18 protein-coding genes and 1 pseudogene are annotated in these 24,009 nt (G+C 48.1%); 4 read left to right on the plus strand and 15 right to left on the minus strand.

The features are described from left to right. Positions 1-15: 15 nt before the first annotated feature. From selB to hutC, 9 genes and pseudogenes are all read right to left on the minus strand, one after another. Positions 16-1,863: pseudogene (gene selB, locus L5L77_RS22780) on the minus strand (selenocysteine-specific translation elongation factor); the annotation flags it as partial. Beyond that, complete coding sequence (gene selA, locus L5L77_RS07645; protein WP_263185065.1) at positions 1,860-3,281, minus strand: L-seryl-tRNA(Sec) selenium transferase; 1,422 nt, start codon at positions 3,279-3,281, stop codon at positions 1,860-1,862. The pseudogene selB and the gene selA, both read right to left, overlap by 4 nt. 96 nt (positions 3,282-3,377) lie before the next feature. Continuing rightward, complete coding sequence (gene fdhE, locus L5L77_RS07650) at positions 3,378-4,283, minus strand: formate dehydrogenase accessory protein FdhE (protein WP_219254664.1); 906 nt, start codon at positions 4,281-4,283, stop codon at positions 3,378-3,380. Next, the gene (locus L5L77_RS07655; protein WP_105250947.1) at positions 4,283-4,924 is read right to left on the minus strand and encodes a formate dehydrogenase subunit gamma; all 642 of its coding nucleotides are present in this window, start codon (positions 4,922-4,924) and stop codon (positions 4,283-4,285) included. Before L5L77_RS07655 ends, fdhE begins: the two co-directional genes overlap by 1 nt. Beyond that, positions 4,921-5,832, minus strand: coding sequence for a formate dehydrogenase subunit beta (gene fdxH / locus L5L77_RS07660; protein ID WP_317629705.1), 912 nt, complete (start codon positions 5,830-5,832; stop codon positions 4,921-4,923). The genes L5L77_RS07655 and fdxH overlap by 4 nt, the downstream gene beginning before the upstream one ends. A gap of 2 nt (positions 5,833-5,834) precedes the next feature. Further along, positions 5,835-8,849 (minus strand): formate dehydrogenase-N subunit alpha, encoded by a 3,015-nt coding sequence (gene fdnG, locus L5L77_RS07665; RefSeq protein WP_173496974.1) that lies wholly within the window; start codon positions 8,847-8,849, stop codon positions 5,835-5,837. Positions 8,850-9,524: 675 nt separating this feature from the next. Beyond that, positions 9,525-11,066, minus strand: a complete 1,542-nt coding sequence (gene hutH / locus L5L77_RS07670; RefSeq protein WP_212600828.1) for a histidine ammonia-lyase — start codon at positions 11,064-11,066, stop codon at positions 9,525-9,527. Between the two features lie 54 nt (positions 11,067-11,120). Continuing rightward, entirely contained in the window at positions 11,121-12,788 is a 1,668-nt protein-coding gene (gene hutU / locus L5L77_RS07675) for a urocanate hydratase (protein WP_263183228.1), read from the minus strand. 147 nt (positions 12,789-12,935) lie between these two features. Then, positions 12,936-13,643 carry a histidine utilization repressor gene (gene hutC, locus L5L77_RS07680; RefSeq protein WP_263185046.1) on the minus strand — a complete coding sequence of 236 codons (708 nt, stop codon included), beginning with the start codon at positions 13,641-13,643 and terminating at the stop codon, positions 12,936-12,938. 173 nt (positions 13,644-13,816) lie between these two features. Between hutC and hutI the strand changes: the two genes are divergently transcribed. Next, positions 13,817-15,043 carry an imidazolonepropionase gene (gene hutI, locus L5L77_RS07685; protein WP_263185047.1) on the plus strand — a complete coding sequence of 409 codons (1,227 nt, stop codon included), beginning with the start codon at positions 13,817-13,819 and terminating at the stop codon, positions 15,041-15,043. Positions 15,044-15,139: 96 nt separating this feature from the next. Here the strand turns inward: hutI and L5L77_RS07690 are convergent, their stop codons facing one another. The 4 genes from L5L77_RS07690 to L5L77_RS07705 form a co-directional block, all read right to left on the minus strand. After that, complete coding sequence (locus L5L77_RS07690) at positions 15,140-15,892, minus strand: siderophore-interacting protein (RefSeq protein WP_263185048.1); 753 nt, start codon at positions 15,890-15,892, stop codon at positions 15,140-15,142. Next, positions 15,885-16,445 (minus strand): MarR family winged helix-turn-helix transcriptional regulator, encoded by a 561-nt coding sequence (locus L5L77_RS07695; RefSeq protein WP_263183235.1) that lies wholly within the window; start codon positions 16,443-16,445, stop codon positions 15,885-15,887. Before L5L77_RS07695 ends, L5L77_RS07690 begins: the two co-directional genes overlap by 8 nt. Positions 16,446-16,879: 434 nt before the next feature. Continuing rightward, positions 16,880-17,332 carry a hypothetical protein gene (locus tag L5L77_RS07700; protein ID WP_212600832.1) on the minus strand — a complete coding sequence of 151 codons (453 nt, stop codon included), beginning with the start codon at positions 17,330-17,332 and terminating at the stop codon, positions 16,880-16,882. A gap of 132 nt (positions 17,333-17,464) precedes the next feature. Further along, positions 17,465-17,914: a hypothetical protein gene (locus L5L77_RS07705; protein ID WP_212600833.1), complete on the minus strand. Its 450-nt coding sequence runs from the start codon at positions 17,912-17,914 to the stop codon at positions 17,465-17,467. Between the two features lie 680 nt (positions 17,915-18,594). On the opposite strand from L5L77_RS07705, the gene L5L77_RS07710 reads away from it, so the two are divergent. Beyond that, on the plus strand, positions 18,595-19,212 hold the full coding sequence (locus tag L5L77_RS07710) for an FMN-binding negative transcriptional regulator (RefSeq protein ID WP_263183237.1): 618 nt from the start codon (positions 18,595-18,597) through the stop codon (positions 19,210-19,212). Positions 19,213-19,384: 172 nt separating this feature from the next. Beyond that, a complete protein-coding gene (locus L5L77_RS07715; protein ID WP_263185049.1) occupies positions 19,385-21,208 on the plus strand; it encodes a glycerophosphodiester phosphodiesterase in 1,824 nt (607 codons plus the stop codon). A gap of 7 nt (positions 21,209-21,215) precedes the next feature. On the opposite strand, the gene L5L77_RS07720 is transcribed toward L5L77_RS07715, so the two are convergent. Further along, on the minus strand, positions 21,216-21,647 hold the full coding sequence (locus L5L77_RS07720; protein WP_113941233.1) for a hypothetical protein: 432 nt from the start codon (positions 21,645-21,647) through the stop codon (positions 21,216-21,218). Between the two features lie 380 nt (positions 21,648-22,027). Here L5L77_RS07720 and mtnC point away from each other — a divergent pair, with 380 nt between their 5' ends. Beyond that, entirely contained in the window at positions 22,028-22,708 is a 681-nt protein-coding gene (mtnC, locus tag L5L77_RS07725; protein WP_105253037.1) for an acireductone synthase, read from the plus strand. A 114-nt stretch (positions 22,709-22,822) separates the two neighbouring features. Here mtnC and L5L77_RS07730 read toward each other — a convergent pair whose 3' ends face one another. Continuing rightward, a complete protein-coding gene (locus L5L77_RS07730) occupies positions 22,823-23,914 on the minus strand; it encodes a hypothetical protein (protein WP_212601144.1) in 1,092 nt (363 codons plus the stop codon). Positions 23,915-24,009: the final 95 nt, after the last annotated feature.

Below are 24,009 nucleotides of genomic sequence, written 5' to 3' on the forward strand. Positions count from 1 at the left end.
ATACTTCCTACGGGTAAAACCACTTCTGTCAAAGAACTCAAGCAGTTGAATACTCACCTTACGCCCAAGCCCAACCATGTCTTTAAATTCTGCCGTTTCGAGCTTGCCGTGTTCTGCAATATGAGTACGCACTAAGCTGGCGTAGTAACAGATTTGTTCGCTGAGCAAATACCTGTCTTTCACCACTGCAGTAATAAACCCCTGCTGCACCAGCTGGAAACACAACAACCTTAATTTGGCAGGTTCTAGCGCAAGGTATTCGCCCATTTCGGTGACCCATACGGGGGCGGTTTGCTCGGCAAGCCAAGGCGCAAGCGCCTGCCAACAATGCTGAGCCTCAGCGTCTAGTACTATTTTGTGTTCAGCGAGCTGCAACAAGGCACCACGCAGCACCATGCGACCTTCTTGGCAAAGCGTGTCGAGCACTTTATTGGCTAATTCGGGCGGCAAAGCGCTATGGCTCATGCGCTGCAGGCGATTACGCCCAAGCCCAAGTTGGTCGGGATGCTGTTGATGGAACTCGCTAAGTAAAGTAATAAACTGTTGTTTTTCTTGCTCAAGCAAACTTGTCGCTATAGCAAATGCCCCAAAACGGACTAAACCCGCTTGGGCTAACAGCATTGCAAGCCCTTCGTCGGTTAATTGCCAACGCCACGCGATTTCATCAAGCTCTAGCGCCTGAGTTTGGCCGAGTAAAGCCACCACATGGGCAGGATTATCCAAGCGTGCTAATTGCAGTAATCTCGCGACTCGTTCAGGCGTACGTTTCTTACGATTAGGGACTTTCAACGCCAACACTCGCCCCGCACCTAAAGTCTGTTTACCCCCAATGTGTCGCAGGACAATTCGATCGTCCTGACATAGGAGTAGTGGCTTTTCGAGTACTAACTCCGCCAGACAGAAGCCTTCTTCATCAGCTTCATTTAACAGGGAAACTCGACCTAAAGTATGATCGGCGCCATGGTGACAGTGGACATTTTGCCAATGCACTAATGACTCACAGCCTAAAAAATCGAAGGCTCGAATGTGCACAACGGGGCGGCTACAGAGCTCTGCTTGAGGCAAACTGCTCAGCCAATCGCCACGCTCTGGCTCCCTATGGTTATCGACACCCGTTAAATTGAGTGCTACGCGTGTACCAGTGACAGCCCTTTGGGCTTCTTGTCCCTGACAATGTATGCCTCGCACTCTGAGTTTGGCCTTTTGCCCTGAGCTAAAAAGACTATCCCCCACACATACGCTGCCGCTGATCACTGTGCCCGTCACGACACAACCCGCACCTTTAACACTAAAGGCGCGATCGAGCGTCATCCTAAAGCTGCTGGCATCCTCCGCCCGCTTTGACTCTTGCTCACCTAAATCAAGAATATGCGCCTTCAGCGCCGCCACGCCATGAGATGCTAAGTCGGCGGTGCCATTCGCCGACACTTCAAAAACACCACTGGCCTCAATGCCATACTCGGCGAGCAAAGTAAGTCCATCGGCGACAAGCTGTGCCGCCGTACCACTATCAACTAAATCCCGCTTAGTTAGCACTAAGGTCAAACTGTGCAAAGGTAAGAGCGCAAGAATTTGCAGATGCTCACGGGTTTGCGGCATTACGCCATCGTCACAGGCCATCACCAACAGGGCGTGTCGAGCATGACTCACGCCCACCAGCATGTTGTTGATAAATTTTTCGTGGCCGGGCACATCAATAAAAGCAAGGCGCGAACCATCTCGAAGTGGCATAAACGCATAGCCAAGATCGATCGTCATACCACGGCGTTTTTCCTCCGGCAGACGATCGGTATTCATCCCAGTCAAAGCACGAATAAGCGTGCTCTTGCCATGATCGACATGACCCGCAGTCACAATGATCACAACTGCACACCTAAAGTGCTCAACTCGGCGAGGAGTTCGGCTTCACTATCAAGACCGCGCAGATCTAACCTGAGTTGGTCCTGACTCATGCGGCCTATGATAGGCCGTGCCGCCTGCTTAAAATGTTGCTCTAATAGGCTTAAACTGCCGCCATTGAGTGCGGTAAAACACAGCGCCACTGAGGGTAAAAAAGTATCTGGCTGCGAGCCACTGCCGACCTGTGTTTGGCACTCGACTAACTCAATGCGATAACAAGGTTCAAAATGTGGAACCAAAGCTTGCTGTAAGCGACGACCAATCTGCCATAACGTCTCTTGGCTACGGGCAAATTTCGCCATAATAGGCAGCTCAATGTCTAAGGTTTCAGGGTTAAGATAGTGGATCAATGTCGCTTCTAACGCCGCCAAAATCAGCTTATCGCAACGCAGGGCGCGCTTTAGTGGATGACTCTGTAACTGCTTAATCAGCGACTGTTTGCCAACGATCAAACCAGACTGAGGGCCACCCAATAGTTTATCGCCGGAAAAACTGACTAGATCGACTCCATCGGCTAGCATGGCTTGGGGCGTAGGTTCTTGCTTTAGACCAAAGCGGCGCAGATCAGTAAGTGAACCGCTGCCAAGATCTGAAATGAGTGATATGCCACGCTCACGGCATAACTGACCCAGCCTTGCCTCCTCCACTGCGGCAGTAAAACCACTGATATGATAATTACTGGTGTGGACCTTCATTATCGCAGCGGTATTTTCAGTAATGGCCTGCTCATAATCCTTAAGGTGAGTCCGATTGGTGCTGCCGACCTCGACTAAGGTGCAACCCGCTTGGCGCATAATGTCAGGGATGCGAAATGCGCCGCCAATTTCCACCAACTCACCACGGGAGACGATGACTTCTTTCCCCGCAGCCACCGCTGACAGCATCAACAACACAGCTGCGGCATTGTTATTCACGACACAACAAGCCTCGGCACCCGTTAAGCGCTGGATTAAAGCACTGATCGCATTATCCCTGTGACCACGTTCACCTGCCGCAAGCTCAAACTCCAGCGGTGTGGGGTAGCGCATAACAGAAGTCACGGCTCGAATTGCCGCTTCTGACTGCTGCGCTCGGCCAAGGTTGGTATGCAATATGGTGCCAGTGAGATTCCACACGGGTTTTAAGCTGTGGCTGTAATCGTTAGACAGTTGATCAACCAAACATCTGTGCAATTGCGCAAGCTCGCCACACCATGTCGGCAAACGGTGCTCACGGCCAATTAAGCTGCGCGCCGCCTTTAACTGGGTATCCAGTGCGGACTTTACTGCCGCTTTGCCGTAGGACTGCTGCAATACCACAAAACTAGGCTCTGCAAGTAGGCTATCCATTGAAGGCAAAGCTCGGTACAGAACTTGTAGTGTTTCAGGTGCTTGGGTCATCATCTGTGTCATTTTGTTTATATTATTGCCATTGGTTTATAAAAAGCAGGAAGGGATCAGCAACCCGACTCCCTCCCGCATTTGTTTAAGCTATGTGGCTTACGTGGTTTCGTGGGCCAGTAGCAGTGGGTTCAGTGTTGTTGCACCAAAGCCCTTAGCATTTAGCTCACTGTCTAACATCAAGGTTGCGAGATCGTCTGCCGCCACATCCATAGACGGCGAGTTTTCGACGAACATCATCTTGGTATAGCCATGACATTCATCGCAGCTTTCGATCCGCACTTGAGCCTTGGCATCATCTAGCGACCAAATCGTCATCTCTTTGTCCTGACCGCAACTGGTGCAATGGGCGCGAATGTAATGCCATTCGCTCTCGCACAGACTGCAATGCAGGTAGCGCAAACCAGCTCGAGGCTGATCGACAATCACACTCGCCACCGGATGACATCCACACACGGGACACATACTCTGCTGCGCCACCTTGCACGGATCCATCCGCTTGATGACCATAGGTGCCCAATGCGACCAATAAACGCCCATCGCCGCCCAGATGAATAAGCTAAAACGGGCAGGCACTTCACTGACATGCCCTTGGCGTAGTGAACGCCCCCAAGAACTCAGTTGCTCGGGCGATTGCTGCATCAGCAAACGCACTACCCGAGCTATGGATTCATCCACCTGCGGCAACAAATCACTTAACAGTTGCTGTAGCAGTCCTTGCCAATAGCTATCTGCCTCTGAGCCCAACAGGGAAAGCGGAGTCGCCTCATCTTTCCCCCAAGCGAGAAGCTTACCGAAGTCAGCCTCCTGCGCTAACCTGGCCTGTATAGAGACCAAACGGCGACATAGCTCAAAGTAATCAGCCAGCGGCGAGTCCTTGGCCAATGACAGCAAACGTTGCGCCCTTCTGTGATACACAGCTTGGGGATCTGCCGCTTTTAACGGTTTAAGTTCCAGCGGCGATTCGCTGCCTTGGGCCAGAGGTATCTCGGCTGTATGACTCATTAATGTTTCTCCACGTCCGAATGTTCATCCAACATCACAGGGTGATGTTTGCGGCACCAAGCCTTAGAGACTTTGCCGTAAAGCATGCCCTTAACCGACCCTTCCACCCATGTCGCCATCCAGAAATGCACCATCACAAAAATCAACATGATGAGCGCACAAATGGCGTGCAACAGAATGGCCCAACCCACCACAGTGGCGGAGAAATAGGGCGCAAAGTAAGGCTGCCACATGATGATTCCCGTCACCGTTAAAGTGATAGATGTCAGCACGAAGGCGCGAAACAATACCTTTTGCCCAGGGTTGTAATGGCCGATAGGCGGGATTTTCTCCTCGTTCTCGAACATCACATCCTTAATGGCGAGCATCCAAGCGAGGTCGTGCTTTTCCCATTTGTTGTGTTTGTAGTAACGCACCAACATCAACATCAGAGGTAAGCACATCATCAAGCCCGCAATGGGATGAATAAACTTCGCCAATTGCGGTGTGCCCGCTATCGCCCCCAGCCATTGAAACGACGGATAGAAGAAGGAGAAGCCAGTGAGAAATGTCACTAGGCCAACCGCCACAATGAACCAATGACAGATGCGATCGAACAGCTTGTGACGCACTATCATTTCTTGCTTATCATGCTTGCTCATTTGTCGGCCCCCTCTTCCTGCTTAGCCTCTTTCTCTGGCGGTTGATAACCCGGTTGGTCTTCTTCGACTATATTGCGACCGACGGTGATCTTATGCAGACAAGCGACGGCGGCAGTGGCAAGAATGCCCATAGTGCCTAAAGGTTTGACCCAGTCCTGCCACAGAGTGAGTGACAGTGGGATCTGCGGGTTATCGGGCATGTTGTAGCTTTCTGGCTGATTGATATCGTGCAATATCATCATCATACCCGTGCCACCTACACCCTCAGGGTTATAAAGTCCTGCCTTAGCAAAGCCCTTTTCCTTCAGTTCTTCGACCCGTTTTTGCGAGTAGAACAACATGTCCTCACGGGTGCCAAAACGCAGCGCCCCTGTGGTACAGGACTTAACGCAGGAAGGTTCCAATCCCACAGCCAAGCGGTCAGAGCACATAGTGCACTTGTAGGCCTTGTTATCCTTAGGATCGATTTTGGGCACATCAAAGGGACAAGCACTGGCGCAATAACCGCAGCCGATACATTTGTCCGAATCGAAGTCCACCACACCATTGGCGTGCTGGATAATCGCGCCCGAGGTCGAACAGGCCGTTAAGCAGGCAGGGTCGGCACAGTGCATACAGGCCGAGTGGGTAAATTGCCAACGCAGCTTGTTGCTTTCCATCACCTCATGGAACTCCATCAGGGTCCAACATTGGCCCGATAGCGACATAGGGTTTTGGTAACTGCCTTGGAAAGTACCTACCTCTTCCCGTAAATCATTCCACTCAGAACACGCCACTTGGCAGGCTTTACAGCCATTACACTTAGTGGCGTCGAACAGCTTGGCGACCTTTTCTGACGAATTACGCCCCTTTGCCGCAGGCGTCACCGCTGAAGTACCGGAGCGGCGGATAATGTCTTGTGATGCCATAATCAGATCCCCTCCGCTTTAGTGATGTTAACCAAAAATGCTTTGAACTCAGGCACCTGTGTATTTGCATCCCCCACTTCCGTGGTGAGTACGTTACAGGAGTAACTCTTACGAGTGAGTGCATTATGGCTGCCGTGACGGGGTAACCCGACGGTATGGACTAACTGGCCATTTACCTTTAACGGCTGTAGCCGTTTAGTCACTAAAGCTTTGGTTTCAATGCTGCCGCGTTTAGAGCTGACAGTGACCCAATCCCCATTGGCGATACCTTTTTCTGCCGCTAACATTTCATCGATTTCGACGAAGGTTTCAGGCATAGAAATCGCAGCTAAACGAGCATGCGTAGACCAGAAGTTAAAGTGTTCAGTTACACAGTAAGTAGTTGCCACATAAGGGAAGTCCTTATGGGAACCTAAGGTTTCCTTCACACCCGGTAACATACGTACCGCAGGGTTACTGGTGACCTTGTGTAACGGGTTCAACCCAATAGGCGACTCCATCGGCTCGTAGTGCTCAGGGAACGGACCTTCGGCCAATAGTTTAAGGGCGAAGAAACGACCCACACCTTCGGGTTGCATGATGAAGGGGCCAGCGGATTCCTGTGGTGTTAACTTCATATTGAAGTCGCCCACATCGATACCGTGCCACTTACCGTCAACCCACTCGACGATAGTGCGTTTTGGATCCCAAGGTTTGCCGTTGATATCGCAAGAAGCGCGGTTATACAGCACACGACGGTTTGCTGGCCAAGCAAATGCCCAACCCGGAGTAACACCTTTACCGGAAGGATCATGGTTGTCACGGCGAGCCATCAAGTTGCCTTCTTCGGTCCAAGAACCCGCATAAATCCAACAGGCGCTGGCGGTACTACCATCAGCTTTCAGTTCAGCAAAACTACTGAGCTGACGTTGAGTCACGAGATCCTTACCGTTAAGCTCGCGAGCGATTTCTTCAGCGTGCGGTGAGTGAGGATTGTGGTAATTCCAGCTCATCGCGTGCACTGGCTCAGGCAGCTTACCGCCCTCTTGTTTGTACAGTTCACGCATTGCCATTAAGACGCCAGAGAGAATCTCAGCATCTGGCTTGGCTTCACCCGGCGGGTTAGCTCCCTTCCAATGCCACTGCATCCAACGGCCAGAGTTGACGATGGAACCTTCTTCCTCGGCAAAACACGTCGTAGGTAAACGGAACACTTCCGTCATGATTTCAGCGGGATTGACTTCATTGAAGCCATCGGCATTTTGCCAGAAGGTTGCAGTTTCCGTTGCCAAGGCATCCAACACCACCATGTATTTAAGATTACTCAAGGCTTTGAGTACCTTATTACGGTTTGGCATAGAGTTAATGGCGTTAACACCTTGGATAATGTAGCCATTCACTTCGCCGTGGAAAGCCATATCTAAGTGTTTAGTAAAGTCGTACTGCTTGTCCCATTTCGGCAACCAGTCATAACCAAAGTCATTTTCAACCGTAGCGTTATCGCCCCAAAAGCTCTTCATTTGCGAAACAAAGAATTTAGGGTAATTTTGCCAATAGTTGGTTTGACCCGGACGCAGAGCGACAGGGGTATAGTTGTGGAGATAGGTTTTAAGATTAATGTCTTTTTCGTTCGGTAACTTGAGGTAACCGGGCAAGCTTTGACACAATAAACCCATATCGGTCGCGCCTTGCACGTTCGAGTGTCCACGCAGAGCGTTAACACCACCGCCCAACACCCCAATGTTACCCAGCAGCAACTGCACCATGGCCATAGAGCGAATGTTCTGCGCCCCTTTACTGTGGTGAGTCCAACCTAAGGCATACATAAAGGTCGCGGCTCTATCGTGGGTATGAGTGCTACCAATTTGTTGGCAAACGATCTCATAGTCCGCAATCGGCGTACCGGTAATATTGCTTACTGTTTCAAAGTCATAGCGTTCTACATGTTGCTTCATTAAGTTCCACACACAGCGTGGATGTTCGAAGCTAGGATCGATTTTCGCGTAACCCTGTTCGTCTAACTCGTAGTACCAAGACTCTTTATTGTAGCTATCTGTTTCTTCATCGAAACCGCTGAACAGACCTTCACTAAAAGAGAAGTCTTCGCGCACTATGTAACTGGCATTGGTATAAGCCTTCACATAGTCGTAGTTCACTTGTTTAGTTTCAATAAGATAGCGGATCACCCCGAGCAGGAAGGCGATATCTGTGCCCGAGCGGATCGGCGCATAGTAATCGGCCACAGCGGCGCTACGGGTGAAGCGAGGATCGACCACCAAAAGTTTAGCGTTGTTATGTTGCATAGCTTCTGTAACCCAGCCGAATCCGACAGGGTGAGCCTCTGCAGCATTACCGCCCATAATAATGATCAAATTAGAGTTTTTAATATCGATCCAGTGGTTGGTCATGGCACCACGTCCAAATGTCGGAGCAAGACTTGCTACCGTTGGAGAGTGTCAGTTACGCGCAATAGTATCGATTGCAACTAGGCCCAGTGCCCGTGCAAATTTCTGGGTGATATAGCCGCCTTCATTCGGCATCGCCGACGAGGTCATCATCCCAGTGCTAAGCCAACGGTTAACCGTCATCCCAGCAGAATTCTTTTCAATCAAGTTAGCATCACGGTCATTCTTCATCAGACGGGCGATGCGTTGGTAAGCTTCAGTCCAGCTGATACGAGTCCATTCATTACTGCCTGGCGCACGGTACTCAGGATATTTAAGACGATTAGGGCTGTTCACATAATCCACTAGACCAGCACCCTTAGGACACAAGGCCCCGCGGTTGACTGGATGGTCTGCATCCCCTTCGATATGGAAAATACTTTGTTCGGCGTTTTTGCCGTTACTTCCTTTGCTGTACATCAGCAATCCGCAACCCACTGAGCAATAGCAGCAGTTATTGCGGGTTTCTTTCGCGCTAATGAGTTTGAATTCTCGAACGGCCGCATAGGCCTTTTCGGACATCAATCCCAACGCTGAAATTGCTGAGGTGGCAGCTCCGGCAGCACACAGTCTAAAAAACTGGCGTCTGTTCATTGCGTCCTCTCACACTCTTGTCGTTATGAGTCTAGTGGTTGCTGTGGTAAAAATGGCAACCGATTGAGTGAGTCCTACTAAAGACCACACTTAATTTAAGATTATCCCCAAAGAAGAAATAGATAACAAATAATGACATGAGATCAAGATCCCAAATAAACAACCACAGAACTTAACTCCAAAAAACATTTCAAATAAAGCACCAAAAACCAACAAATGATAATAAAAGCACAATTTAAGGAATTAAAAACCAATAAACCACAAAAGACAATTTGTCCAACATGACAACCCCATATTGTCCCACACCATAGGGTTATGGTTATTAAAAATTATTATATGCATTCAAATATGCATAATGATGGCGGATAAAAACACAAAGGTAACGGTTTATAGAGGGATAGACAGCCACAAAAACTGACAATGTAAAGATTAGGGCAAAAAGTGCAGAGTCTGCGGTGTTAAACACACCAAAATGGCAAAGACAAAGATCGAGGAAAAGCAGATAAAAACCAAAGAAAAAGGCACAAGCAATCTGCCTGCACCTTAAATTTTGCCTTTTAACGCTTATTTTTAGCACATTGAGGCGCAAAATCTGGGCGCGATAACAAAAGCGCCTCAGTGCAGCCTATTCCCGCGGAGTAAACACCTGTTCAGCCATTAAACTAAAACAAACGCCTAAAAGCTGGCTAGCGTTCCTGCTGGCAGATAAGTGTTAAAGCTCGCTGTATACAACAAATCTGTCGCGGCTTCGATATCTGGCGCGAAGTATCTGTCTTTATCGTAATAAGCGACGACTTCACGTAATTCGGCTTTAGCCTTAGCCACTGCAGCACTTGGGGCTAAAGGCGCGCGGAAATCTAAACCCTGCGCCGCCGCTAACAATTCAATTGCCAGTACACCACGGGTATTTTCGCTCATATCGCGCAAGCGGCGGGCCGCAAAGGTCGCCATAGAAACATGGTCTTCTTGGTTTGCCGATGTTGGCAAGCTGTCAACTGATGCCGGATGAGCGTAGGTTTTGTTCTCAGACGCCAATGCCGCCGCCGTCACTTGGGCGATCATAAAGCCCGAGTTCACCCCGCCATTTTTCACAAGGAAAGGGGGCAATTTCGACAGGCTAGAATCGATTAGCAGTGCAATACGACGCTCGGCAATGGAGCCCAGTTCGGCAATCGCAATCGCCAAATTATCCGCCGCCATAGCCACGGGTTCGGCGTGGAAGTTACCGCCCGAAATGATATCGCCGGTGTCTTGGAACACCAGTGGATTATCAGTTACGCCATTGGCCTCAGTGCCTAACACCTCGGCCGCGTGACGAATTTGGGTCAAACAAGCCCCCAGCACCTGTGGCTGACAGCGCAGTGAGTAAGGATCTTGCACCTTTTCACAGTTAGCATGACTTAAGCTTATCTCAGACTCTTCACCCAGTAGATGACGGAAGACCATGGCCGAATCGATTTGACCTTTCTGACCACGCGCCGCATGGATGCGAGGATCAAACGGGCTACGGCTGCCCATAGCAGCTTCGACGCTCATGGCACCGATCACTGAACTTGCTGCGAACAAGTCTTCGGCGTGGAACAACCCTTCCAGCGCCAGCGCAGTCGACGCTTGAGTGCCGTTCAACAGGGCCAGCCCTTCTTTGGCCGCTAAATCGATTGGCTTGAGACCAGCGATTTCTAAACCTTCGGCGGCAGAAATTAACTCGCCTCGATAGCTCATTTCGCCTTCACCCAGCATAGGCAAACACATGTGCGCCAGTGGCGCTAAGTCACCCGAGGCGCCAACAGAGCCTTTTTCTGGCACGCAGGGATACACTTCGGCGTTCACTAAACTGATTAAGAAGTTAATCACTTCTAAACGAATGCCCGAGAAGCCACGGCTTAATGAATTGATTTTTAACACCATCATCAAACGTACTGTGGCGTCTTGCATGTATTGGCCCGTACCTGCGGCGTGCGACAACACGATTGAGCGTTGCAGCAATTGCAGATCTTCGGGCGCTATCTTGGTATTGGCCAACAAGCCAAAACCCGTGTTGATGCCGTAAACGGTACGGCCTTCATCCAGCACTTTTTGCACGATTTGCGCACTGGTGTTGATGTCGGTAATGGCCTCTGGCGCGAGTTCGAGTGTCAGCTTATGGCGGCTGATTTCGCGTAATTGCGCTAGGCTCAAGCTACCCGGCGTTAACACTAAGTGATTCACAGATTTCATATTTTTAGCTCCAAGCTTTTAGTTATTATTGTTATTTTAAGAAGTTAGCATCGGCTACTCTTGCATAGGTAAGTCGAGGCCTTGCTCTTTGGCGCAGTTTTTCGCAATCTCGTAGCCCGCATCGGCATGGCGCATCACGCCTGTCGCTGGGTCATTCCACAGCACACGGCCAACACGTTTGGCCGCCGCATCTGTGCCGTCACACACAATCACCACACCCGAATGTTGGCTAAAGCCCATGCCGACACCACCACCGTGGTGCAAAGACACCCAAGTTGCGCCGCTAGCGGTGTTGAGTAATGCATTCAATAATGGCCAATCGGATACCGCATCTGAGCCGTCCAGCATAGATTCGGTTTCGCGGTTCGGGCTGGCAACAGAGCCAGAATCTAAGTGATCGCGGCCAATCACCACGGGCGCCGACAACTCGCCATTTTTGACCATTTCATTAAAGGCTAACGCTAAACGGGCGCGATCTTTTAAGCCGACCCAGCAGATACGCGCAGGCAAACCTTGGAAGGCGATGCGCTCGCGTGCCATGTCTAACCAATTGTGCAGATGTGGATTATCCGGAATAAGCTCTTTCACTTTAGCGTCGGTTTTATAGATATCTTCTGGATCGCCAGACAGTGCTACCCAGCGGAACGGGCCAATGCCTTCACAGAACAGCGGACGAATGTATGCAGGCACAAAGCCTGGGAAATCAAAGGCGTTTTCAACGCCCACTTCAAACGCCATTTGGCGAATGTTGTTGCCGTAATCGAGCGTTGCTGCGCCGGCAGTTTGCAAATCGAGCATGGCTTGTACTTGCACCGCCATCGAGGCTTTTGCCGCCTTAACCACAGCAGCTTCGTCGGTTTTACGCATAGCTGCGGCCTCTGCCATAGTCCAACCCTGCGGCAGATAACCGTTTAATGGATCGTGGGCCGAGGTTTGGTCGGTTACGACATCAGGAGTAACGCCGCGCTTAACCAGTTCGGCAAACACATCGGCGGCATTTGCCAGTAAGCCAACGGATACTGGCTTGCCAGCTTGGTTTGCCGCTTCAATCATCGCCAATGCTTCATCGAGCGAAGTGGCTTTCTTGTCGACATAGCGGGTGCGCAAACGGAAATCGATGCGGGTCTCGTCGACTTCACAGGCTAACACCGAGAAGCCCGCCATAGTGCCCGCCAGCGTTTGCGCGCCGCCCATGCCACCTAGCCCGCCAGTGAGGATCCATTTGCCTTTGGAGATACCCTCAAAGTGCTGTTTCGCTACAGAAACGAAAGTCTCGTAGGTGCCTTGAACTATGCCTTGAGTACCAATGTAGATCCACGAACCTGCGGTCATCTGGCCGTACATGGCCAAACCTAGCTTATCTAACTCGTTGAAATGTTCCCAGTTAGCCCAATGTGGCACTAGGTTTGAGTTAGCAATCAGCACGCGCGGTGCATCAGCATGGGTGCGAAATACGCCCACAGGTTTGCCCGATTGCACTAATAAGGTTTCGTCGTCTTCGAGGCGTTGTAAGACTTCGATGATTTTGTCATAACAATCCCAGTCGCGGGCGGCGCGGCCAATACCGCCGTAGACGACTAAGTCTTCTGGGCGCTCGGCGACATCGGGATGTAAGTTGTTCATTAACATACGCATTGGCGCTTCGGTGAGCCAACTCTTACAGCTTAATTGTGTGCCATGCGGTGCAATAATACGGCGGCTTGGGTCGTGGCGCTTATCCATTGAATTTTCCTCTTTCAACCTGTGGTACTAACTCGAACTCGCTAATACGGGTTAGCACTATTATTTTTATTGTGTTTTTATCTTTTAACTTATAAGGGTGCAGCTATTTAAGTTACTGATTTACATCTGTTGATCACGCCACTGGCGTTACTTACTAAAGGTTAAGTGGCCGCCGAGTTTAAAGCGGCTACCTGGGTGAACTAATTTTGCGAAACTCACGACGCCTTGGCGTGACCAAGTGCGGCGTAAAATCTGTAAACAGGGCTCAGTGGCGGGGATTTCGAGCCTTTGCTGTAATTCTTCACTGGCGATAATCGCTTCAATCGTGTGATGCGCCTCGGTCAGCGGTGCCACTTGGGACAAATATTCGTGGGGTGTCTGCTGGGTAAAATCCTGCAATAAATAATCGGGCGCCAACTCGGGATTCACATAACGCTCTTCGACTTGCAACGGTAAGCCCTGCTCGCAATGCACTAAGATCGAATGGAATACTGTCGCACCGTGCTCAAGTCCAAGGGAAATTGCGATACTCGTACTCGCCGCGACTTGCTCTAACGCCCATTGCTGTACGCTATAGCCGTGGCCGCGGTCTTTTATCTCATCGGCAATATTGCGGATCGCCAACATAGACGACTGGGATTTACACCCTGCGACAAAGGTGCCTAGCCCTTGAGAACGCTCAAGCACACCGCTATCCGTCAGCTCGGTTAGCGCACGTCGCGCCGTCATTCGGCTGCAGGTAAACAAATCGGCAAGCTGATTCTCAGAAGGCACGCGAGCATGCTCTTCCCACTCACCCGACTCGATAGAGGAGATAATGTATTGCTTAATTTCTGCAAACTTAGGTGTAGCCAAAACATTTCCTCAATATAAAGCGCTAGAATCTAGGTGCTATTCACTCTTTCAAACGTTCAAAATTGCGGCTACAATCCTAGCTTGTATATACAAGTAAATACAAGCCAGCTCACATAAATTTAATAAACCGTTAATCACTTGGTTAACATCTGCCAGCACAGCAAGGGGAATACATGTCTTGGGATCAGGTTTGGATAGACGTTAACTTAGCCACAATGGACCCTTCCGTATCAGCACCTTATGGTTCGATCACCAACGCGGCCATCGCAGTAAAAGATGGCAAAATTGCTTGGCTTGGCCCCCGCAGCGAACTGCCCGCCTTCGATGTGTTGTCAATTCCCGTTTACAGGGGCAAAGGCGGTTGGATCACCCCAGGATTAATTGACGCCCACACCCACTTAATCTTTGCCGGTAATCGCGCCAATGAATTTGAGTTACGCCTACAGGGCGCCAGTTACGAAGAAATTGCTCGTGCAGGTGGAGGTATTATTTCAACCGTTAAAGCTTGCCGCGAAGCGGATGAAGCAGAATTATTTGAACTCGGCCGTCAGCGTTTAAACGCGCTGGCCAAAGAAGGGGTGACTACGGTTGAGATCAAATCGGGTTACGGCTTAGATACTGAAACTGAATTGAAAATCCTGCGTGTCGCCCGCGAGCTCGGCAAGCATCACCATGTAGATGTGAAGACCACATTCCTTGGCGCCCATGCGATTCCGCCAGAATATAAAGACAATAGCGACGGCTACGTCGACTTAATTATCAATAAGATGCTGCCCGCAGTGATCGCCGAAAACCTCGCCGATGCGGTAGATGTGTTCTGCGAGAATATCGCCTTTAACCTTGAGCAAACCGAACGGGTACTCAGCGCAGCCAAAGCGGCGGGCTTAGAGATTAAGCTCCATGCCGAGCAGTTAACTAATATGGGTGGCAGTGCACTGGCCGCACGTCTTGGTGCTAAGTCTGTAGATCATATCGAATATTTAGATGAGACAGGCGTAAAAGCCTTAAGTGAAAGCGGCACCTGCGCCGTACTACTGCCGGGCGCCTTTTACTTTTTGCGGGAAACCCAAAAACCACCTATCGATTTATTGCGCCAATACGGCGTACCTATGGTACTCGCCAGCGATTTTAACCCAGGTTCATCCCCCATTTGCTCAACCCTGTTGATGCTGAATATGGGCTGCACCTTGTTCCGTTTAACACCAGAAGAAGCCCTAACAGGACTCACCTTAAATGCCGCCAAAGCACTCGGAATTGAAGACACTGTTGGCAGTTTAGTCGTTGGCAAACAAGCCGATTTTTGTCTGTGGGATATCGCCACGCCTGCACAGTTGGCCTACAGCTACGGCGTCAATCCCTGCAAAGATGTAGTGAAGAATGGCAAGCTAGTTCACCAGTAGCATAGATCCATCAATAATAGGTGCATCAGCAGCATAAACGGCATAAGCGAAGGTTAGATAAGGTCGCTCAATCAAACTTGGCGACCTTATCTGAATTTAAACACTGGCCCCATTTTCTAACAGCTCATCTTCTTGCTTTACCAGCTTATGCTCACCTTCGTTACAGCCTATTTTCCAATAGCTCGAGGTATAAAAATGACTCTTAGGCAATGCATGCGCTTGCTTAAAGTGTCTTCTTAACGCGCGCATACTATTAAATTCACAGGCAATCCATACGGCAGGCTCGCCAGCAAGCCAAGGTAATTGGGCTATTCGCTCAACCAAAGGGCGACCTTCGGGATCGGCCTCAGGATTGATCACCCAATGCAGCTCGACGCGTTCAGGATGCACTAAAGGTTGAATATCTGCTTCACTTAGCACTTCTACCACAGCGTAACCTACTGCATTGTTTGGCAATTTTTCCAGATTCACGCTAATGGCGGGTAAGGCTGTCATATCACCTGCGAGTAAAAACCAATCCGCCTCAAAGTTGATCAGTTTTTTAAGTCCGGGTCCGCCAATTTGAATGAGTTCGCCCACCTGCACCGTTTTCGCCCAACTCGATGCGGGGCCGTCAGTATCGTGCAGCACAAAATCCACATCGATTTCATCATCGCGTTGCTGGCGGATAGTGTAAGTTCGCATTAATGGACGCTCACCCGCTTGTGGGAATAACAACTTGATATAGGCACTCTCTTGATCGACAGGAAATCCAGCCAATCCCGCACCGCCTAAGGTGATGCGTAACATATGCGGAGTGATATAAGTCGCGCGGATCACTTCTAGCTCACGTGGTGCAGGTTTATTCATTATGATTTTCTCCTATGGCGTGTTCTCCCGTTAAGCGCAACTCAATGGCTCCGTTTCCAGCCGTATCTTTTGGCTTACTAGATGGTCTTTTTTGAGTAAGGCAATCAGTTTCACTTTTGGCGGCAGCGGCATCATCCACACTTTTACTGATCCTATTGGCAAGTTTAATAAAAGTATCAACTTCGTCTGAACTGAGCGCCTGCGTCATGCGCGCCACGGTTTTACGTTCTGAGGCATTGATCTGAGTCATGATCTTTTCCCCCTCAGCCGTGGGTCGCAGTAACTGGCTGCGGCCATCCTTAGGGTTATCGATTTTAGTGATCAACCCGCTCTGCTGTAGCTCATTAAGAACACGGGTAATTTGTGCTTTATCCCGCTGCATACGCAGGGCGATAGACTGGGCTGTCGATTCAGGATTGCGACACACGCCCTTCAAGGCTCGGATATGAGTGACAGGTAAATCAATCTCTTGTGCAGCAATATCACTACGCAATTGCTTTTTGTAGGCATGCACTAATCTGTGCAAAGTTTCACTGAGTGACAATGACGACATAGAAGGCTCTCGATATAGCTGACTGTATCAACAATATCGAGATTAGTTGATTGTGTCAACTAAGTAACCCTGTACTGAGTGTGCGGCAATGTGCAAATAATCAGAAAATGATTAAGCACTGGCTTTCCAGTGACGCGCCATAAACTCATCCTTGAGGGCTCGACCGTGACATCCCTGTCACGAACGGTCCCTTACATGCCAGTGCTTAATCTCATCAACTCCCGCGCATATAAACGATCTAATTTAGCCATTAGCCTTATGCAATTTACGTTACAGGAAACTGCGCCACCATCACAAACTCGTTATGTTGATAATGTGCCGTCATGAAGTGAGCTTGAATCAGTTCTTAAGAGATTTGATTCATTTTAGGGTAAAAAAATGCCCTCCAATACCCGATAACAGGGCTTAAGGGCATGTTTTAGCGGAGTGATGAATCAGTCTGGGGTAGAGTGATTCACTGGCTCATTTTTGGAGCCAAATACATCGTATGCTGTTATTGCCGCAGCACCGACAGCTACTACTACCGCGAATATTGAAGCTATAAGCGTGTGTTTATAGCGTTGATGTTCAGCTTTTAGATTGGCTACGGCTGACGCCAAAACAGGAAACTGTATACAATGACGTTGTTTATCTACTTCAAACTCAAACAACTTAACCTCAACACCTTTGGATTGTTGATATTTGTATACATTAGCTAAGTGATAATACAATCGACCAAATACTAATTCTGGGTCGGCATGCAACTTCCCTGCAATGAACTTGCAGTCTATAGGCACATATACTTTCCCAGCTCTAATTGTTTTATCTGAATCATACAATGCGAACTCTGATTTATAGTGGTTATAAATACATTCAAGCAACTCTAAATCAGTTGGATTTTTATACACTTACAACTCTCCTCAAAAAACATAACGCCTTGCTCACAGGCGAGTAAGTTGGTGCTGTTTTTGCTGCCTTTTCTTTTAGCAAAAACCACGACAACTGTATCGAGTCCGCGTGCAGCAACTTGTTATACGCTTTTAAGTATTCAAAAAAAATTCCATTTTTTGGCTTAGTTCTTTAATTGCAGGACCAAACCAATTTGCAGCTTCCGTGGCATCTTTAGCTAACAAATCCATTACTTCGATATTATCTACCAAATCATCACGGTTCTTTTTTACTGCATTTATTTTAAATGATTTTTCATGCATCTCATCTAATAATGAATATATTGATGGTTCCGTTGAAAAAAGAAACTTTGCAGCTTCCTTTTTTTCAATGAACTCTCTTACAAGCTCCTTTGATGCACCAGAGCCTGTTAGTTCTTGGTAAAACGTCAAAGAAACTGAATAGACTTCAAATCTTTTATTGTATAAATCCAGCTTTAATTTATTTCTATTTGTTTCCAATTGCTGGTATGCAATATAAGCCAGAAATCCTGCCATTAATGTCGATATCACAAAGTCTTTGATTAAAATTAGTTCATCCATAGTGTCCCCCTTAAAGTTAGCGACAAAGTTCAATTAGCGTATAACGTCTTAGTATTTATGCGCTGCGCTGTTTACCTCATTAGACCAGTAAAAACGCGTATTGTTAACTAATTGTATTATAAATAAATTATCATATTTCTATCCAATAGACCATCTGGAAAAATGCGCAAACAAATGAGCTTAAAAACACTCAAAAGCATCTACATTTAAATACAACTGTACCCATACATTGTTAGTCGATCTCTGGTAAGGCCAAACATAGGCAAATAGATAAGAATTTGTATGGCAGCAGGAGTGGGAATTTTCGGTTGAGCTAACGAGCCGAAACACGGAATGGGGCACCCGAAGCCAGCGCAAAATGGCTGTGTTTTCGCGTGTGAACCAGACTAGGCAAGTCTGATTCACGGATTTTAACGAGGCTAGATGTATACGCAGGTCTTAACTAGATTAAGCACTCGCATGGATGTGACCGTCCGTGGCATGGATGCCACGTTCGAGCATACACGGATGTACTTGCTGCGAGTCACAGTAATGCGAGTGTTTAATCTCCGAGTCCGAGTTTAAGCCCCTACGATTTTGATTTTAATAAGCCACAAACTAACACTCTAAATCCCCTATCGACTCCCGACTTTTTCCTTGTAATATAATGCTTTCACTCATGTTGAAACCCAAGGATGACAATGTATACCCCTAAGAATATGGCGATGACAGATCTGCAGGCCATTACAGGTTTTATCACACAAAACAGCTTTGGTTTACTGGTTTCGTGTTCACTGAATGCAACTCATATTCCCTTTGTACTCGATGCAACAGCGGGAGAGAAAGGCGTGTTGTACGGCCATGTTTCGCGAGCGAACCCACATTGGCAAGAGCTTGAAAAACAGCGGGTATTAGTGGTTTTCAGTGGTGCACACGCTTACATTTCCCCAACTTGGTATGACGCTAAACCTGCAGTGCCTACATGGAATTATGCGGCGGTGCATTGTTATGGTGTCGCAAGCCTGCTGAGTGATGCCGAAACCCAAGATATGTTGGACACATTAGTGGCGAAGTACGAGCCCAAGCTATTACAAGATAAACAAATTATGCCAGATGAGTATCAGCAAAAGCTGCACCAAGCCATAGTCGGCTTTAAGATTGTGATTGATGAGATTCAAGCAAAGGAAAAGCTCGGTCAGCATAGATCTATGAGCGATCAACAGGGCGTGTTCAGCGGCTTAAGTGCCAGCCCCCATGCCGATGCGACACAATTAGCCCACTATATGAATCAACGAGATATTGGCAAAGGCAATGGCTGAGCCCATGCAGCTAAACCAATACTTTGATTAGTCACTTATACGTCTTCTGTAAAATCATTGAGAAGTAGACTTTAACGGCTTGCCCATATCTAAAACATTGCACGAATGACTAACCGTCAACCTGAAACGCTGCTAAATTACAGTCCTCAACTCGCACGATTAAGGAAGCTGCATGCTCAATCCTGAACACAGTTACTGGCATGACACGCTTAAAGCCATTCGTCGCTGCGGTAGAAAACTCATTGAATTTGAACTGTTATTCACCTTAGTGTCGGCGGGTATTATCGTCCCGTCTTTTGGCTGGCTACTGCGCCATCTGATTGCCAAAACGGGCAATGTCACCATCACCAATTACGACTTAATCGCCTTTGCCATGTCTCCCTATGGCTTACTGTTTATGGTCATTACTCTATTCAGCAGCTTTACCGTGTTTTTTACCCAACGTGCTGGAGTCACGATTCTCGCAGCATCTGGCTTATACGATATTCCCATTGGCCCAGTGCGGGCGCTGATTTTCGCGACTGCGCGCTTACCCGTATTTATTCGCCTTGGTAGCATTTATGCGGCTTGCTTGTTGCTGCTCAGCGTACCTTTTATCGGGCTAGGATATCTGATTTTCAGCGTGTTTCTACAGGGACACGATATTAATTACTACTTGTATTTCAAGCCTATAGACTGGTATCTCGCCTTAACGAGTATGGCCTTCTTAGCGATAATCTATGTCCTTGTTGCCTTATATCTGTGGGCCAAAGCGGCCTTTTCACTGACGATTATTGTGAGTGAAACGACCGATGCTTTGACGGCACTCAAACGCAGCTGGCAATTAAGCGCAGGCAATGAACGCCCGATTATGTGGCACGCTGCGGGTTGGTGGTTGAGGATAGGTGCTTTGGTGTATCCCTTAATACTGCTGATCTCTTGGGGAACCGATACTTTACTTGATAGGGTTACGCTGACACTTTCGGCAGAATTAGCCATATTGGCCCTGGTTTCTGCACTGATTTTTATGCTCAGTGCGGCATGGTCCTTACTCGGAATGTTTGGCGAAGCCTTTATCATATTGCTGTTATACCGCCAGCTGGGAGAAAAACCCGCAGGGTTAGAACGCCTTGGGCGACAAACGGTAAAAAGAACGTCTGAACTGTCGCTTTATACAATAAGCGGGGTGTTAATCGGCACTTTTTTAATCATGTTGGGATTAGGGGTATATGCCCTCAATAGTGAACCACAAAGGGATGACATCCTGATTACTGCCCACCGTGCTGGCGCTGCTAGGGCACCAGAAAATACCCTTGCTGCTTTGCGTTTAGCGATTGCAGAAAAGGCGGATTATGCCGAAATCGATGTGCAAACGGCATCCGATGGCACCTTAATGGTATTGCACGATGCTGATTTGATGCGCATAGCGGGCGATCCCAGGCGAGTTGCCAACCTCAGTGCGAGCGAAATGCAACAGCTTGATGCGGGGAGCTGGCACAGTGCTGCCTTTGCAGGGGAATCCGTACCAACACTACTAGAGATGCTTAATGAGGCACGCAACAAAATCGGTTTGAACATTGAGCTTAAATATAATCAAGCCGATCCCAGCTTAGCGCAGGCCGTTGTCGCCTTATTGCAACAAGAGAAAATGACACAACAAGTGGTGATTACATCACTCGAAGCAAGAGCCATTGAAGAAGTGCAACGACTCGACCCTTCCATTCACACTGGCCTTATCGTCACTCAATCCATTGGCGATCCCATTAAGGCGAATACACAATTCTTAGCGGTCAATCAATCGATTACTAACGAAAAATTTATCGCCAGAGCACACAAAGGAGGTAAGCAAGTGCATGTATGGACAGTAAATAATCCACGGCAAATGCTGCGCATGTTGGCGCTGGGAGCCGATGTGCTCATTACCGACTATCCGCAGGAAGCCGTGGAAATCCGAGAACAGTGGCTCGCGTTATCCCCTGTTGAACAAACGGCACTGCGCCTACGCTATGTTCTGTAAATTCTGCTTATTTACTCAACCTCGCCTCGAAACGCTTAGCTCTGCGTTGAAGCAACCAAAAGAGGCTTAACACCCCAAATGAAGCGGCTAAAGTGGTCAGCGTGAGTGCAAAACCTTTGAATGAAAACAGGTTTAAAGTAAAACCATCTAACACCAGTACCGCCAAGCCAAGGGGCATTTGGATAAGCACAGCGGTAAACCAATCGAAGGGAAGTTTAGGAAAGATCCTGTGGTAAGCATAAAGCACTAAACCTGCAAGCAATATCAGCAAACTCGCATCGTGAGCCGCCAACAAAAGATACTCCACACTGTTATGCGAGATGTGAGGCACCGCACTCAACATGTCCAACATATAACCTGCGCTGGCGACCAATGAGAAGCTGATAAAACTCAATAAGGCTAATAGGATACCAAAGCCAAGTGCGGGTAAATATTTCATGTAAGGTCTCTCTATTCGCAGGTGAAATAGCTGTCTCGTCTCCCGAAAACCACAGCATGCAAGGTATAAAGGAGTAAAGAGACTTTAACTACAATAGCAGCCTAAATTTCCCTTAGCTATTAAGACCATAGTCTTATGTCTACCACAAACTTGTGCGCAATAAACGAGATGAAATCCAGTATCAAGTTAGTGTTTTCTCGGATAATCAGTGGATAAGCTTTTAAAATTACTAGATTAATCAAATTTCAATCTTATCGCTTAGTGATATCACCCACAATTTGCCCATGTGTTTGGGTGAAATAGACTAGCCAATTTCACCAATAACGCTTAGGATCGGAGTTGCATTTTTTAGCCAACATATTGTGGAGTATCAAAACATTATGGGTATCAGAGCCATAGTCGTAGACACAGCAGGCACCACGACAGACCTAAACTTTATCCAAGATGTACTATTCCCCTATTCTGTCAAAGCCTTGCCAGACTTTTTAGAACAGAACCAACACAATGTATTGGTTGAAAACTGTATTTGTGACACTAAAGATATCGCCCTAGAGCCTGAGGCTGACTTAGCGCGTGTAACTGAGATCCTGCAACAGTGGGTCAACGAAGACCGTAAAGCCACGCCACTTAAAACCTTACAAGGGTTAATTTGGAAACAAGGCTATGCCCATGGCGAATTTAAGGGCCATATCTTCCCGGACTTTATTGAAGCGGTGAAACGTTTTAGCGCACAAAATCTGCGTATTTACAGTTTTTCATCCGGCTCTGTCGACGCGCAAAAACTGTTGTTCGGCCACAGTGACGGCGGCGATTTAACTGAAATGTTTAACGGCCATTTCGACACCCGCACGGGCAACAAATTAGATAAGCAGGCTTACTGCAATATCCTCAACACCATCAGCTTAAGCCCCAAACAAGTGCTATTTGTGTCTGATGTCATTGAAGAATTAAAGGCTGCCGACGCTGCGGGTATGATGACCTGCCAAATGGTTCGCGACAGCAAGCAACGCACTGGCGAGTTCCGCAAAATCAGCAGCTTCGATGAGCTACTGATTGAATAATGCAATTATTGAATAACGTGATGGTTGAATAACACGATAGTCGACTCAGTCAGCTCAAGCTGATTTAGCCTATAAAACGAAAGCGACCTTGTGGTCGCTTTTTTATTAATTGACTCAATTGCCCTTCACCGCTAGCGGAAACGCGGCCGAGATACATTTTTCCACCTCAAAACGATAACCATAATCCGCATTCTTATCGGGTGTGATCAACAAAATCTCGTAATCATTTAATTCAATCACATTCGACTCGGCAGGCTTTTTACAACGCGAGCGGCCATTGGCTTCAAGTGAAAATGCGAACGTAGCTAGCCATTGCCGCACTAAGTACTGATATTGAGTTCGCACCGAGGCGTAGGCCTTTTTGCGATCTTCCTCTTCCAGCTCGCTGTCATCATTACTATTCTCAGCCTTGCTCGATTTATCGCTTTCAGAGTCAAGAGCAGTCTGAGTTAGCTCTACAATCGGTACCGTCAGCACATCGGTCGCATCCGGCAACCGTCCCGATTTAGGCTCGCGAGGCGCATGCTTAGCGGCTTCTTGGGGAGAGGTAATAAAGTTGCCAAACGAGGTTTCAATGCGAGTCTCTAAATCAATTAACAGACTCAAGTGATACAAAACCACAGTCGCTAGCACGATACGGATCAAAAAAGTCGTTTTACGGAATGAAGTATGCGAGGTAAGCCGTAACGATTTGACACCTAAAGGTTTAAGCAAAAAGATCAATATTAAATAGATAGGAATAATCAACTGTAATGCCAGCAGCACAATCGCGCTTACCATCAAAAACCAAGCGGGCATATAGAGTAAAATCGCTAAGTTATGGGTATAATTGAGATCGCTTGCTGAGACCCCAACCACTTCGTTAACTATCGCGCCAGACCAGCCCAAAGCAAAGTTGGCAATCATCGCATAAAACAGCAACAACACAGCTTTGCCCGCCAAACTGTGCCAAACCCGCTCGAACACAGGCCAAAACTCGATGGCCATAGCGATTACGGCAATCACAGCGACCAACCCCATTAACTCGCTACTAAAAGCCAATATCAAAGCAATAAGATACAGCTTTTGCGCAAAGGATAACTTAGCCACCCCTTGGATAAGACAGCGCCAAAATTTGCCCAAACCTAAACGGATTTCACTCAGTGATGGTAAGCTGAGCTTTCGCAAGTATTGGCGAGCTGACCCAATGTAACCGATTAAATTCATTATTATTTTACATTCCATTGAAATAGTAAGACGGGCAACATTTGCCACTGTAATGTGCAAAGCACAGTGTTGGCAACTGTGCCACTCAATCTCGG

Origin of the sequence: Shewanella sp. SM29, assembly GCF_025654245.1 — a bacterium.
Lineage (GTDB): Bacteria > Pseudomonadota > Gammaproteobacteria > Enterobacterales > Shewanellaceae > Shewanella > Shewanella oncorhynchi.